Annotated in this window: 11 protein-coding genes; 1 reads left to right on the forward strand and 10 read right to left on the reverse strand. The window is 72.0% G+C overall.

From position 1 onward, the window contains the following. Positions 1-169 precede the first annotated feature (169 nt). The 6 genes from QOL15_RS05355 to valS all read right to left on the reverse strand — a co-directional run bounded on the left by QOL15_RS05355 (position 170) and on the right by valS (position 7,741). Positions 170-2,194 (reverse strand): M3 family metallopeptidase, encoded by a 2,025-nt coding sequence (locus tag QOL15_RS05355; protein WP_071245805.1) that lies wholly within the window; start codon positions 2,192-2,194, stop codon positions 170-172. A gap of 34 nt (positions 2,195-2,228) precedes the next feature. Continuing rightward, positions 2,229-2,807: a TetR/AcrR family transcriptional regulator gene (locus QOL15_RS05360; protein WP_071245807.1), complete on the reverse strand. Its 579-nt coding sequence runs from the start codon at positions 2,805-2,807 to the stop codon at positions 2,229-2,231. A 130-nt stretch (positions 2,808-2,937) separates the two neighbouring features. Then, positions 2,938-4,074 (reverse strand): XRE family transcriptional regulator, encoded by a 1,137-nt coding sequence (locus tag QOL15_RS05365; protein ID WP_071245809.1) that lies wholly within the window; start codon positions 4,072-4,074, stop codon positions 2,938-2,940. A gap of 33 nt (positions 4,075-4,107) precedes the next feature. Beyond that, positions 4,108-4,770 carry a hypothetical protein gene (locus QOL15_RS05370; RefSeq protein ID WP_139197312.1) on the reverse strand — a complete coding sequence of 221 codons (663 nt, stop codon included), beginning with the start codon at positions 4,768-4,770 and terminating at the stop codon, positions 4,108-4,110. 62 nt (positions 4,771-4,832) lie between these two features. Further along, on the reverse strand, positions 4,833-5,084 hold the full coding sequence (locus tag QOL15_RS05375) for a hypothetical protein (RefSeq protein ID WP_071245813.1): 252 nt from the start codon (positions 5,082-5,084) through the stop codon (positions 4,833-4,835). Positions 5,085-5,149: 65 nt separating this feature from the next. Continuing rightward, entirely contained in the window at positions 5,150-7,741 is a 2,592-nt protein-coding gene (gene valS / locus QOL15_RS05380; protein WP_065960194.1) for a valine--tRNA ligase, read from the reverse strand. 273 nt (positions 7,742-8,014) lie between these two features. Between valS and proP the strand changes: the two genes are divergently transcribed. Beyond that, positions 8,015-9,589, forward strand: a complete 1,575-nt coding sequence (gene proP / locus QOL15_RS05385; RefSeq protein ID WP_253181547.1) for a glycine betaine/L-proline transporter ProP — start codon at positions 8,015-8,017, stop codon at positions 9,587-9,589. Between the two features lie 145 nt (positions 9,590-9,734). On the opposite strand, the gene QOL15_RS05390 is transcribed toward proP, so the two are convergent. From QOL15_RS05390 to QOL15_RS05405, 4 genes are all read right to left on the reverse strand, one after another. Beyond that, on the reverse strand, positions 9,735-11,339 hold the full coding sequence (locus QOL15_RS05390; protein ID WP_071245815.1) for an ABC transporter ATP-binding protein: 1,605 nt from the start codon (positions 11,337-11,339) through the stop codon (positions 9,735-9,737). Beyond that, positions 11,336-12,217 (reverse strand): ABC transporter permease, encoded by an 882-nt coding sequence (locus tag QOL15_RS05395; RefSeq protein WP_083393841.1) that lies wholly within the window; start codon positions 12,215-12,217, stop codon positions 11,336-11,338. Before QOL15_RS05395 ends, QOL15_RS05390 begins: the two co-directional genes overlap by 4 nt. Beyond that, positions 12,214-13,134, reverse strand: coding sequence for an ABC transporter permease (locus QOL15_RS05400; RefSeq protein ID WP_254784076.1), 921 nt, complete (start codon positions 13,132-13,134; stop codon positions 12,214-12,216). The genes QOL15_RS05395 and QOL15_RS05400 overlap by 4 nt, the downstream gene beginning before the upstream one ends. Before the next feature lie 140 nt (positions 13,135-13,274). Next, entirely contained in the window at positions 13,275-14,915 is a 1,641-nt protein-coding gene (locus QOL15_RS05405; protein ID WP_071245817.1) for an ABC transporter substrate-binding protein, read from the reverse strand. Positions 14,916-14,926 lie beyond the last annotated feature (11 nt).

The following is a 14,926-nucleotide window of genomic DNA, read 5'->3' on the forward strand; positions in this document are numbered from 1 at the left end:
GCCGAGCGGTCCCCGGGCGTCCCCGGTGGTGACGCGCCGCACAACGGGGAGCACCTCGCACCACGGGATTCCGTGGCGCGAGGTGCTTCCCGTTGTGCGCGGTGCTCGGGCGGGCCCGACCGGGCCGCCCGCCACCCGACCGGGTCGCGGCCGCGGGGCCGCCTGCGCGCTACTCCAGCCCGCGGCGGCGCAGCAGCGGCCCGACCTCGGCGTCGCGGCCGCGGAACGCGCGGTAGGCCTCGAGCGGGTCCTGCGCCCCGCCGACCCCGAGCACGGTGGTCGCGAAGCGGCGCCCGGCCTCGCGGGAGAGCCCGCCGTGCTCCCGGAACCACTCCACCGCGTCCGCGTCGAGCACCTCGGACCAGATGTAGCCGTAGTAGCCGGCGTCGTACCCGCCCGAGAACGTGTGCGCGAAGTACGTCGACGAGTACCGCGGCGGCACCGCCCGGACGTCCACCCCGGCGTCGGCGAGGGCACGGCGCTCGAAGTCCTCGACGTCGGTGACCGCGGCGGCCTCGGCGGCGGACAGACGGTGCCACGCCTGGTCGAGCAGGGCTGCCGCGAGGTACTCCGTGGTCGAGAAGCCCTCGTTGAAGCCGGCCGAGTCGCTCAGGCCGAGGACGAGCTCGGGCGGCAGCGGTTCGCCGGTCTCGTGGTGCTTCGCGTAGTTCGCGAGCACCGAGGGCCAGGTCACCCACATCTCGTTCACCTGCGAGGGGAACTCGACGAAGTCGCGCTCGACGTTCGTGCCCGAGAACCGCGGGTACGTCGTCCGGGCGATGAGTCCGTGCAGCGCGTGGCCGAACTCGTGGAACAGCGTCTCGACCTCGTCCTGCACGAGCAGGGTCGGCGACCCGGCGGCGGGCTTCGCGACGTTGAGGTTGTTCACGACGACGGGCAGCGTGCCGAGCAGGTGCGACTGCTCGACGACGGGGTGCATCCACGCGCCGCCGCGCTTGCCGTCGCGCGTGTAGAGGTCGAGCAGGTACAGGCCGACTGGTTCGTCGTCCTCCGAGCGCACCTCGAAGACGCGCACCTCGTCGTTGTACCCGTGCAGGTCCGGCCGCTCGGTGAAGCGCAGGCCGTACAGCTCCCCGGCGGCGTGGAACACCCCGTCCCGGAGCACCCGGTCGGCCTCGAAGTACGGGCGGAGCGCCGAGCTGTCCGCGGCGAACTGCTCGCCGCGGAGGACCTCGGTGGCGTACGCCCAGTCCCACGCCTCGACCTCGAACCCGACGGCCCGGGACCGGACGGCGCGCTCGTCCTCGGCGTTCGCGGCGGCGGCGGGCACGAGCGACGACAGCAGCCCGTCGACGGCCCGGGGCGTGCGGGCGGTCTCGTCGGCGGTGACGACCGACGCGTGGTCCGGGTACCCGAGCAGTTCGGCGCGCTCGGCGCGGAGCCGGACGATCCGGAGCAGCACGTCACGGTTGTCGTGGTCGTTCCCGCGCCGACCACGGGACAGCGACGCGCGCATGATGCGTTCGCGCAGACCGCGGTGGGTGAGCGAGCCGAGCCACGGGTGCCCCGTGTACAGCGGCAGGGTGACGAGCCAGCCGTCGAGTCCGCGGTCGGCGGCGGCCCCGGCGGCGGCGGAGCGGGCCCCGTCGTCGAGCCCGTCGAGCTCGGCCTCGTCGGTGACGTGCACGGCGAGGTCGTTCGTCTCGTCGAGCAGGTTCCGCTCGAACGTCGCGCTCAGCGTCGACAGCTCCTGGTTGATCGCGGTGAGGCGTTCCTTGCCGGCGGCGTCGAGCCCGGCGCCCGCGAGGGTCATCTCGGTGTGCACGCGTTCGACGAGCCGGCGGTCCTCGGCGGAGAGGTCCGCTCGGGCCAGGTCGTCGCGGACCGCGGCCACCCGGGCGTACAGCCGCGCGTCGAGGGTGATCGCGTCGCGGTGCGCGGCGAGCACGGGGGAGAGCTCGGCCTCGAGGTCCCTGAGCTCGGGCGTGGAGTCGGCGCCGGTCAGGGTCCAGAAGACGTGCCCGACGCGCGCCAGCAGCTGCCCGGAGCGCTCGAGGGCGACGAGCGTGTTCTCGAACGTGGGGGCCTGCGGGTCCGTGGCGATCGCGTCGACCTCGGCGCGCTGCTCGGCGATGCCGGCGTCGAACGCGGGACGGAAGTGCTCGAGCCGGACGTCGTCGAAGGGCGGGAGGGCGTAGGGGAGCGTGCTCGGTTCGTCGAACGGGGTTGCCATGCAGCCACCCTACGGACGCACCACACGGGCTGCGTCAGCGCGTCGCGGCGTCGATCAGGGTCTCGGCCGCCGCGCGCGCGTGCGCCGCCGGCTCGGTGGTCCCCGCGATCGCCGCCGTCGTCTGCGCCCCCTCGGCGAGCAGCGCGAGCTGCGCGGCGAGGACCTCGGCCCGCCCCGCGTCCTCGACGAGCCCCGACGTGAGCGACGCCACGTACCGCTGGAACGACGCCTTGTGCTCACGCGCGATCTCGGCGACCGCGTCGGAGGTCGCCCCGAGCTCGCCGAACGCGTTGATGAACCCGCAGCCCCGGAAGGTGTCGTCCCCGAACCACGACTCGAGGAAGTCGTACACGGCCAGCAGCTTGTCCCGCGGGGTGGTGGCGGCGTCGACCGCGCCGTGCACGCCCCGTTCCCACAGGTCGTGCCGGCTGCCGAGCACCGCGGCGACCAGCCGGTCCTTGCCCGGGAACGCCGCGTAGAGCTTCTTCAGCGAGACGCCGGCACCGGTCCGGATCTCGTCCATGCCGACCGTCTGGATGCCGCGGGCGTAGAACAGCTCGTCCGCCACCTCGACGATGTGGTCCCGGACGGCCGGGTCGACGGAGCGTGTCATTGCCATCCTGATCCCTGCGGTGCGTCGCCGGTCCTGCTCCCGGAACGCTCGTTCTCGAGCCTACGCGTGCGCCTCCAGCCATCGCCAATCGCAAGCGCGTGCAGGAATGAGCGGGTGCAGGTTCGAGAACTTACTCGACGCGACGAAGGTGAGCCCGACGAGGGTCCTCCGGTCGCGATCGGTGCCTGTGGGTGAGTGGAACCACGGGAGCGATCTTCTGGGGGCTCGCTGTTCGATCGAGCGCCATCGGGACGAGCCCTCGCAAGTGACCGAGGAGTTCCTGGCGGCTGACGTGCAACTCGGCAAGCGCTTCGGCCGTCACGTTCGAGGAGCCGTCGCCGAAGAAGACCTTCCGAAGGACCTGCGAGGTCTCGGCCACGAGATCGCTACCGGGTTCTTCGGTCCTGAACCCACGCTTCGCCAATTCGATGCAGATCGAGCGGTAGTTCCAGTCGGTCAGGAGCTTCAGAGCATGAAGGCGGTGAGCCAGTGCCATGGCTGAGACCCGCCAGTGGGATCGAGCCCTCAGGATCTGGTCGACGGACGCGCTCCTCAGCCGCTGCGGCAACAGGCCATCGGCAGGCATGAGCAATGCGGACGCGAAGACGTTCGCCTCGAGCTCACGCTCGCGGCCCTGGGGCGCTTCCGGCGAGTCGCCGTGGAGGACGAGGTGACCGAGCTCATGTGCAAGGTCGAATCGTTGACGTTCGGCAGTCTTCGACGTGCTGAGGAAGACGTACGGAACCCCGTTTCGCCAGAAGGAGAAAGCGTCTATCTCGCGAACGTCCTCGGTGATTGCGAACACTCGAACGCCGTGCGCTTCCATCGAGTGGAAGAGGTTCGCGATCGGCCCGGAACCAAGTTTCCAAGTAGATCGAAGGATCTCTGCTGCGGTCTCCGGATCATGTTTGTCGAGGGTCGGAAGATCGGGGCCCGGCAGCACGAAGTTGCGGTCGATCCAGTCGGCGAGCTCGAGACTGATCGTCGCTCCGGCGAGAGCAGCGTCTCGAACGCTTGCAGTGGTCTTGCTCAGCTTCCGGAAGCTCACCGACTCGACATCGACGAGCTCGATCTCGTCGTGCGCGAAGAACGCGATCTGTACTCCGAGGACGTCGCCGATCTTTTCCAACGCCTCCCGGGACGGCACCAAGTCTCCGTTCTCGTACCCGGACAACGACCGATTTGAGACGTTCGACAGTTCAGCAAGCTTGACCAAAGAGAGTCCTGCTCGAAGCCTTGCGAGTCGGAGACGTGATGGGGTGAACACTGCAGCACCTTCTTGTTGGCGCTGAGTTCGGGTTCAGCGCCGGGTGATCGGGATGTCGAGATCAGCAGGACCTTCGGTGTCATCCGGGAAACCGTCGTCCTCATCGAAGGAGATGGGGTCGATCGGGAACCGCCGACCCCAGGTGTCCACCTTGCCACTTGTCGGACGGTAGCCGATCGGCTCGGCAAGCTCGAGGAGGAGCGTGCGTCCCACCAGGTGGTGCATGAGGAACCAAAGCGGAGCCGCAGCGGCGAGCTCGTCCGGATCGGCACGCACAGGATCGGGAACGCCGTCGAACTGGAAGAATCCCTGACCAGTGAGGCGGTTGTACCGATCAATGGACTTCCGCGTCACCGGGCCCTTCGGGGTCGTCACCGGGACGAGGAGCGGATCGCCGACCACACCGACGTTCTTCGCCGCGGTGACGACGATGGCGAGCAAGCCGTCCGGGTGGACGATGCGACGCTGGTTGTTGACGGTTCCTACCGTCCACCCCATGCGTCCGAGCCGTCTCCGGATGTCTTCGCTGAGGTCTTGGTAGAGGTCGTTCGACTGCGCTCCGGGGTTGGCGAACCCGGTCCGGGAAAGTGCACTGTCGAGGCCGCGTGACGCAGCATCTCGGAACATCGTCGGATCGAGTCCGAGGTCCTCGAGTTTCGGCTCGCTCTCGCGATGCTGCCGAGCTTGTTGCGTCATGTGCACCCCTCCGTTGCGTGAAAAGCTACCACAATCGAGGTCGAATTTCGCGCAACTTCGGCTCAGTCCTCCTCGGCCGCGTCGTCCGGGTCGGTGACCTGCGCGTGCCCGGCCGGGTCGAGGCGGATCGAGGTGCCGTCGTCGAGCTCGACGATCGGCTTGCCCTCGAGGAAGGTGAGCGTCCAGCCCCAGGTGGACGCGTCCACCGAGGCCGCTGCCAGCTCGTCCTCGACGCCGCGCACGGCGACGACCATCGTCTCGGGCAGTCGCGCGGGCGGCTGCCCACCGACGTTCCAGCGTGTGCCCAACTGCATCCGTGCCTCCAGGGTGGGTGTGGAAGGGCCGGGTCGCGGACGCGACCCGGCCCGTGGGGGCGACGCTACGCCTGCTGTTCCGCCAGCTCGATCTCGGTCACCGCGAGCTCCGGGCCGTCGGTGAACGACAGGTTCTCGATGCGGCCGACGGCCGCCAGGTCGACCGCCGCGCGCTCGATGAGCACGCGCTGCTCCGGCGGAGCCGCGACGACGGCACGCGTCACGGGCGTCTTCTGGGACGCCTTGGCGGCCGTCTTCGCGCCGCGGATGCCGATGAGCGCCTGTCCGACGGCACCGAGCAGCCCGGTCGGCTCGGCCTGGGTGGGCAGTTCGGCCCGCGTCGGCCAGGAGGCGCGGTGCACGCTGGTGTCGTGGGTCCAGGCCCACACCTCCTCGGTCGCGAACGGGAGGAACGGTGCCAGCAGACGGAGCAGCGCGTCGATCGCGGCGCGCAGCGCCAGGACCGCGCTCGCCTGGGTCTCGTGCGTCGCGTCGGCCGCGGTGCCGTAGGCACGCTCCTTCACGAGCTCGAGGTAGTCGTCGCAGAAGGTCCAGAAGAAGCGCTCGGTGACCTCGAGGGCCCGGGCGTGGTCGAACGCGTCGAAGGCCGCGGTGGCCTGGTCGACCACGGCGCCCAGCTCGGCCAGCACGTCGACGTCGAGCGGCTCGGTGACGCTCGTGGCGCCCTCGGGCAGCGGGAAGCCGTAGACGAACTTCGCGGCGTTGAGCACCTTGATCGCGAGACGACGGCCGACCTTGATCTGCTTCGGGTTCTGCGGGTCGAAGGCCGCGTCGGTGCCGAGCTTGGAGGAGGCGGCCCAGTAGCGGACCGCGTCGGCGCCGTGCTGCTCGAGGATCGACAGCGGGGTGACGACGTTGCCCTTCGACTTCGACATCTTCTTGCGGTCGGGGTCGACGATGAAGCCGGAGATGCTGGCGTGCTTCCACGGCGCGACGCCGGCCTCGAGCTGGCTGCGGAGCGCGGTCGTGAACAGCCAGGTGCGGATGATGTCCTGCGCCTGCGGGCGGACGTCGTACGGGTAGACCAGGTCGTACAGCTCCGTGTCGGTCTCCCACTTGCCCGCGAGCTGCGGCGTGAGCGACGAGGTCGCCCAGGTGTCCATCACGTCGAGCTCGCCCTGGAACCCGCCGGCCTGGCCGCGCTGGGATTCCTCGTATCCCGGGGCCGGCTCGGCCGCCGGGTCGACCGGCAGCTGGGCCTCGGTCGGGACGATCGGCTGGTCGTACACGGGGTTGCCGTCGCCGTCGAGCGGGTACCAGACCGGGATCGGCACGCCGAAGAACCGCTGGCGCGAGATGAGCCAGTCGCCGGACAGCCCGCCGACCCAGTTGTCGTACCGGACGCGCATGAAGTCGGGGTGGAACGCGATCTCCTCGCCGCGCTTGCGGAGCGTCTCCTTGAGCTGCTCGTCGCGCGCGCCGTTCACGATGTACCACTGGCGGGTCGAGACGATCTCGAGGGGCTTGTCGCCCTTCTCGAAGAACTTCACCGGGTGGGTGATGGTCTTCACGTCGCCGACCAGTTCGCCGGACTCGGTGAGGGCGTCCACGAGGACCTTCTTCGCCGAGAACACCGTCTTGCCGGCCATCTCCGCGTAGAGCTCCTTGCCGCGGGCGCTCTCGATCCACGCCGGCTCGTCGGAGCGGACGCGGCCGTCGAAGCCGATGATCGCGCGGTTCGGCAGCTGCAGCTCGCGCCACCACACGACGTCGGTCGTGTCGCCGAAGGTGCAGACCATCGCGATGCCGGCGCCCTTGTCCTGCTGTGCGAGGTGGTGCGCGAGCACGGGGACCTCGACGTCGAACAACGGCGAGCGGACGGTCGTGCCGAACAGGTCCTGGAAGCGCTCGTCGTCCGGGTGCGCGACGAGGGCGACGCACGCGGGCAGGAGCTCGGGGCGGGTGGTCTGGATGACGACGTCCTCGCCGCCGTCGGTGCGGTGGAACGCCAGCCCGTGGTACGCGCCGGGCATGTCCTTGTCCTCGAGCTCGGCCTGCGCGACGGCCGTGCGGAACGTGACGTCCCAGAGCGTCGGGGCGTCGGCCTGGTAGGCCTCGCCGCGCTCGAGGTTGCGGAGGAAGGCGCGCTGGGCGCTCGCGCGGGAGGTGTCGTCGATGGTGCGGTACGACTGCGTCCAGTCCACCGACAGGCCGAGCGTGCGGAAGAGGTGCTCGAACTGCTGCTCGTCCTGCACGGTCAGGCGCTCGCACAGCTCGATGAAGTTGCGACGCGAGACCGGCACCTGGTCGGCGGCCTTGCTCGACTTGCCGTCGCCGCCCTCGAACGGCGGGACGAAGGCCGGGTCGTAGGGGAGCTGCGGGTCGCAGCGGACGCCGTAGTAGTTCTGCACGCGGCGCTCGGTGGGCAGGCCGTTGTCGTCCCAGCCCATGGGGTAGAAGACGTGCTTGCCGCGCATGCGCTCGTACCGGGCCTTGAGGTCGGTGTGCGTGTACGAGAACACGTGACCGATGTGCAGCGAGCCCGAGGCGGTCGGCGGCGGGGTGTCGATCGAGTAGACGGCGTCCTTCGTGGCGCTGTCGCGGTCGAACCGGTAGGTGCCGTCCTGCTCCCAGACCGGGCCCCAGACCTGCTCGAGTCCGTCGACGGTGGGCTTCTCGGGCATGGGCTTCGACATGGCAGGGCCTCTCGATCGATGTGTGCGGCACCGAGTCCGTGGTGAGGTGCCTGAGTGTCCGCGCGCACTGCACGGCGGGTCGATCGTACCGGAGCGGGTCCCGGCGCTGCACCCGCCGCGGTGTGCGCGTACCACAGGGGAGGGGAGGACACGCTGGAGGGCGGCTGCTAGTCTGTCGGGGTTTGTCCGGCGAGCGTGGGTTCCGTCGGGACCGCATCGTTGCTCTCCGCCGGACGCCCGAAGGCAAGACGCAGCACTACCGGAGGAACGAACTTGGCACCGAACGATGCACATCCGCACGGCGACCGGCCGTTGCGCACGAAGGCCGCCGCGAAGCGCGCACGCCGCAAGCTGACCGAGGACGACGTCACCGTCGTCGAGGAGTCGCTGCTCAAGCGCGCGGTCGCCGCCGCCGCGCTCGGCAACGCCATGGAGTGGTTCGACTTCGGTATCTTCGCGTACCTCACGGTCACGATCTCGAAGGTGTTCCTGCCCGAGGGCGACCCGACCTCGAACCTCGTGGCGACGTTCGGCTTCTTCGCCGCAGCGTTCATCGTCCGCCCGATCGGCGGCGCCGTCTTCGGCCCGATCGGTGACAGGATCGGCCGCCAGAAGGTCCTCGCGCTGACGATGATCCTGATGGCCGCCGGCACGCTCATGATCGGCCTCATCCCGTCGTACTCGACGATCGGCTTCTGGGCCCCGGTCCTGCTGCTCGTCGCACGCTTCGTGCAGGGCTTCTCGACGGGTGGCGAGTACGGCGGCGCCGCGACCTTCATCGCCGAGTACTCGCCCGACAAGCGCCGCGGGTTCATGGGCTCGTGGCTCGAGTTCGGCACGCTGGCCGGCTACGTGCTCGGCGCGTCGATCGTCACCGTGCTGCAGTACGCGATGCCCGAGGACGCGCTCCTCAGCTGGGGCTGGCGCATCCCGTTCATCGTCGCCGGTCCGCTCGGCCTGATCGGGCTGTACCTGCGCCTCAAGCTCGAGGAGACCCCGGCCTTCCAGAAGCAGCAGGAGCAGGCCGCCGAGCGCGAGTCGCAGAAGACCCCGTTCCTCAAGCTGTTCGCCGAGAACTGGCGCTCGCTCATCGTCTGCATCGGCCTCGTGCTGGTCTTCAACGTGACCGACTACATGCTGCTGTCGTACATGCCGACGTACCTCGAGACGAACCTCGGCCAGAACGCCACGTTCGGCCTGATCCTCATCGTCATCGTGATGATCCTGATGATGGTCGTCATCACGTTCGGCGGGCGGCTGTCCGACAAGTTCGGCCGTCGTCCGGTCCTGGCCGCGGGCTGCATCGGCTTCATCGTGCTGTCCTGGCCGGCCCTCAAGCTCGTCCAGACCGGCACGGGTGTCGGCGTCTTCACGGGCCTGCTGCTGCTCGGCCTGGTCCTGGTGACCTTCACCTCGACCATGCCGTCGACGCTCCCGGCGCTGTTCCCGACGATCATCCGGTACGGCGCCCTCGCGATCGCGTTCAACGTGTCCGTCTCGCTGTTCGGCGGCACCACGCCCCTCGCGACGCAGGCGCTCATCGCGGGCGCCAAGGACGCCGGCCTGTCGTGGGCCGAGGACATCCCCGCGTTCTACCTCATGCTCGCCGCGGTGATCGGCCTCGTCGCCGTGTACTTCACCAAGGAGACCGCCGCGACGCCGCTCATGGGCTCGGGCCCGACGGTCGCGCACGAGGACGAGATCGCCGACGTCATCAAGGACTACAACGACCCGACCTCGGAGCTCGCGCAGTCCGACTGGGCGAAGGACTTCTCGACGAGCGAGATCCCGATCATCTCGGGTGACGCCCCGACGGCGGGCCAGGACAAGGAGCCGACGGGCGCGTAGGCACGTCACCATCCGGCCGGGAGGCGCGGTGCGGGTCCGTCCCGCACCGCGCCTCCCGGCCGTCGTGGCGCCCGGTCCGTGGTGGCGCCGCGCCACCGGTGGCGCCGGACGCGGACGCGGCTGCGGCCGTGCCCGCGTCCGCCGGTCAGGCGGGGCCGGCGGCGAGCCGCTCGGCGGCGCGCAGCAGCCGCACGGTCTCGGGGTGCTCCGGTGCGTCGAACACCCGGGCCGCGGGGCCGTGCTCGACCACGCGCCCCCGGTGCACGACGAGCACCTCGTCGGCCGTCCGTCGCACGGCGCGCAGGTCGTGCGACACGAACACCATCGCCACGCCGGTCGCGTCCCGGAGCCGTTCGAGCAGCGTCAGGACCGCGTCCTGCACGGTCGCGTCGAGGGCGGTCACGGGCTCGTCGAGCACGACCACCTCGGGTTCGGTCGCGAGCGCTCGTGCGATCGCCAGGCGCTGCCGTTGTCCGCCCGACAGGGTGCGGGGGGAGCGCGGTCGGAGCGCCGGGTCGAGCCCGACCTGCCGGAGCGCGTCGTCCACCCGGTCGGCGAGCGGACCGCGCGCGCGGCGCTCCCGGCCGTCGGACAGTGCGTCGGCGAGCACGCGCTCGACGGTCCAGCGCTCGTCGAAGGTGGCGCCCGGGTCCTGCACGACGGCCGCCACCCGGTGTCGTCGTGCCCGGCGGTCGCGTTCCGGCAGCGGTGCCCACGCGCCGCCGTCGAGCGTGACCGTCCCGGCGTCGGGGTCCTCGAGTCCGAGCAGCATCCGCGCGATCGTCGTCTTGCCCGAGCCCGAGGCGCCGATCACCCCGAGCACGCGGCCGGGCCGCACCGCGAGGGAGACGTCGTCGACGGCGGGCACCCCGGCGAAGGTGCGGCACAGGCCGTCCGCGGCGAGCAGGGCGGGTGCGTCCGCGTCGGCCGACCGGTCGCGGGTGCCCGAGGCCGCCCGGTCGTCGGGGCGGGCGGTCCGCTCGACGCCGGCGCGGGCGGCCCGGACGAGCGCCCGGGTCGCCGGGTGCCCGGGCACGGCGAACACCCGCTCGACCGGCCCCTGTTCGACGACCGTGCCCCCGTCGACGACGACGACGCGGTCCGCCCACCCGGCGACGAGCCCGAGGTCGTGCGTGATGACGAGCAGTCCGGCCCCGCGCTCCTGCGCCGCCCGGAGCTGCTCCATCACGGTGACCGCGACGGCCGCGTCGAGTGCCGTGGTCGGTTCGTCCGCCACGACGAGGGCGGGGGAGGCGACGGTCGCCGCGGCGATGAGCGCACGCTGGCGCATCCCGCCGGACAGCGTGTCGGCCAGTCGTCCGTCGGTCGCGAGGTCCGGGTCGAGGCCGACCGCGGTCAGCGCAGCGCGGACGGCGTCGACCCGTTCCGCAGCGGTCGTCCGGGTGTGCAGCCGCAGGGCGTCGGCGACCTCGCGGCCGACCGGTCGGAGCGGGTCGAGGGCACCGAGCGCCTCCTGGCCGACGTAGCCGACGAGGGCGCCGCGCACCGACCGCCACCGCCGCTCGGACAGTCCGCGGACGTCGCGCCCGTCGAGCCGGAGGGCCGCGGCGTCGACCGTGAGCCCGGCGGCCGAGAGCCCGAGCACGGCCCGCGCGGTCAGGGTCTTGCCGGAACCGGACGCGCCGACGAGGGCGACGCACTCGCCGGGCTCGACCGTGAACGACACGTCGTGCACGAGGGTCGTGTCCCCGGCCCGGACGGTCAGGCCCTCGACCTGCAGCACGCTCACCGCACGGCTCCGCTCCGTCGCACCGCGCGTCCGAGCACCGTGACCGAGGTGGCGAGCACGACGATCGCCAGACCGGGGAACGTGCTCGTCCACGGCGCGGTGAGCAGGTAGGTCCGACCGTCGGCGAGCATCGCGCCCCACTCGGGTGCGGGCGGCGGGGTGCCGACGCCGAGGTAGCTCAGCGCGGAGGCCCACACCACGGCCTGTCCGACGCCGAGCGTGGCGACGGCGACGACCGGCCAGAGCGCGGCGGGCAGGACGTGGCGGACGGTGATCAGCGCGGGTCGGCGGCCCTGCAGCACCGCGGTCTCGACGACCTGCGACCGCCGGGCCGTCCGGACGAGCCCGCGGACGATCCGGGCGTACCCGGGTGCGGTCGCGAAGCCGACGGCGAGCGTCGCCGGGACCGGCCCGGGTCCCGTGACCGCGATCACGACGAGGGCGACGAGGAGCAGCGGCAGCGCGAACGCCACCTCGGTGACCCGCCCGACGACGGCGTCGACCACCCGGCCGCCCAGGCCCGCCGCGGTGCCGAGCACCACGCCGACCGCGCCGCCGACCAGGGTGGCCAGGACACCGACGACGAGCGACGCCCGCGTGCCCGCGACGACCCGACCGAGGACGTCCCGCCCGGACTCGTCCGTGCCGAACGGGTGCGTCCACGACGGCGCCTGCAGCGCCACCTCCGGGTGCACGGCGAGCGGGTCGCCGCCGCCGAGCAGCGCCGGCCACGCCGCCGCGACGACCGCCAGCAGCACCACCGCCGCGGCGGCCGTGCCGACCGGTCCGAGCGTCCCCCCACGAGATCGCTCGGACCGGCGGACACGGCCGCCGTCACGGGTGTCGGCCGGGAGGCGCGGGTCGACGATGCCGCTCACCGTGCGCCCGCCCCGGTGTGCGTCGGGCGCGGTGCGCCGCGACGGCGGCCCGCCCGGGACCGTTCCGCCGTCCCGCCCCGGGGATCGACGACCCGCTCGACGAGGTCGGCCACGGCGAGCACGACGACGTAGGCCGCCGCGGACACGAGGGCGATCCCGGTCACGAGCGGCATGTCGCGCTGGGTCACGGCACCGACGAGGGCGCGTCCGACGCCCGGGAGCGCGAACACCGACTCGACGACGACCGCGCCCGACACGAGCGAGCCGAACGCCCACGCGGACAGGGCGATGCCGGGCAGGGCCGCGTGCCGGAGCAGGTGGCGGCCGAACAGGCCCGCGGGCGACTCGCCGCGACCGCGCGCCGCGAGGGCGAACGCGGAGCGCTGGGCGTCGACGACCCCGTCGCGCACCGTCTCGGCCAGGTAGCCGGCGACGGGCACCGCGACGGTCAGCACCGGCAGCACCCAGCCGGCGAGGGTGCCGTCCGACACCGCCGGCACCCACCCGAGACCGCTCGCGAAGACCACGATGAGCACGCTGCCGAGCCAGAAGTGCGGCACGACGCTCGCCGTCACGGTGATCGCGCCGGTGAGCGCCGCGGCGACCCGTCCGCGCTGCGTCGACCACCAGGCCGCACCGATCGCGAGGACCCAGGCGACGACGAGTCCCGCGACCGCCAGGGTCAGGGTGACCGGCAGCTGCTGCGCGAGCAGCCCCGCCACGGGCGTGCGGAACGCGTACGAGTCCCCGAGGTGCCCGGTCGCGAGCCGGCCGAGGAACACCGCGTACTGCACGAGCACGGGCTGGTCGAGACCGTAGTCCTGGCGGACCCGGGCGACGGCCTCGGCCGAGGCCTGCGAGCCCGGACCGCCGAGGATCGCCAGTGCCGGGTCACCCGGGATCAGCCGGATCGCCACGAAGACGATCGTCGCGACGGCCCAGAGCACCCCGACACCGCCGGCCGCGCGACGGAGTCCCCACAGCGACCAACCCGACCACCCGGCGGGCAGCCCGCCGCGCTCCCGACGCGGGACGGGCCTCCCGGCCGCTGACCGCGTCAGCGGTCGATCCACGCGGTGCCGAACCACGGCGTCGAGACGGCCGTGGTGCGGATGCCGTGCACCGCGGAGCGGTACAGGAAGTGGTTCTGCTGGTCGTACAGGGGCAGCACCGTGCCGCTCGCGAGGATGCGCCGCTGTGCCTGCTCGTAGAGCTTGCCGCGCTCCGCGGTGTCCGACGTCCGTGCGGCCTGCTCGACGAGTCGGTCGACCTCGGGGTCGTCGAGCTGCGCGAGGTTCGCGAAGTAGCCGGACGGTGCCGGTTCGATGCTCGCGCTGTCGTACAGGATGCGGAGGACGTCCGCGCCGACCTTCGTGTACGGGGCGCTGACCACGTCGTACTGGTTCCCCGCGAGGGCCGCGTACCAGCTGGACAGGTCGAGCTCCTCGATCCGGACGTCGAACCCGACGGCCTTCTCGGACGCCTGGACCTGCTGGAACAGGCTGCGCTCGGCCGGGACCGACTGGTTCGTCGACACCGGGAAGGTGACGGTGAGGCGCTGTCCGTCCTTCTCGCGCACGCCGTCGCTGCCGACCTTCCAGCCGGCCTCGTCGAGGAGCTCCTTCGCCTTCGTCGGCGAGTACCGGAACAGGCTCGGGTCGGAGGAGGCGTACGGCTCGACGCTGGACAGCACCGAGTACGAGCGCTCCGCGGTGCCGAGGAACAGGCTGCGCAGGCCCGGGTCGAGCTGGGCGCCCGCGATGAACGCCTTGCGGACGGCCTCGTCGCGGAAGACGCCGTGGCCGGAGTTCAGCTCGAGACGGTTCGACGCGCCGGGGCGCGGGGCGTCGAGGTCGCGGATCGCGCCCTTCGCCGAGGCGGCCTTCAGCTGGTCCGGCTGGGCGTTGTCGACCACGTCGACCTGCCCGGACTGCAGCGCGGCGTAGCGCGAGGTCGAGTCGGGCAGGAAGCGCCACGTGATGCCGTCGAGGCGCGGCTTCGTCGAGCCGGTCAGCGGCGTGTACCGGTCGTTCTTCCGCAGGGTGACCCGGTCGCCGTGCTGCCACGCCGTGACGGCGAACGGGCCGGTGCCGACCGGCGACTCGCAGTTCGTCGCCTGCGGACGCTGCAGGGCCTTCGGCGACTCCATGCCGACCCACGGCTGCGCGAAGGACTCGAGCAGCGCGCTGTCCGGCCGGCTCAGGGTGAGCGTGACCGTGTGGTCGTCGGTCGCGGTGGCCTTCGTGATCGACTGCAGCGCCAGGTAGCCGGTGCTCGACGCGGTCGCCGGGTCCTGCACGTGCTCGATGTTGGCGACGACCGCCGCCGCGTCGAACGGCGTGCCGTCGGAGAACGTGACGTCGTCGCGCAGGTCGAACGTCATCGTCGTGCCGTCGTCGCTCGTGGTCCACGACCGGGCGAGGGCCGGGACGGGCCTGCCGTCGTCGAGCGCGGTGAGCCCCTCGACGAACTGCGTCGACAGCAGGGCCTGCGGGTAGTTGCCACCGACGTGCGGGTCGAGGCAGGTCGGCTCGGCGTCGCCGGACGCGTACGTCAGGGTCCCGCCGGTCTGCGGCGTGCTGGCCGAGGTCGCCGCGCCGCCGCCGGTGCAGGCGGTCAGGGCGAGGAGGAGGGCGGCGGCTCCCGCGAGGCTGCTCGTGGCGCGCAGACGGGTTTTCTGTACTCGGTCCAAGATCATGGCTGCCCGAG

It is taken from the genome of Curtobacterium sp. MCBA15_012 (assembly GCF_001864935.2).
In the GTDB taxonomy this organism is placed as follows: Bacteria; Actinomycetota; Actinomycetes; order Actinomycetales; family Microbacteriaceae; genus Curtobacterium.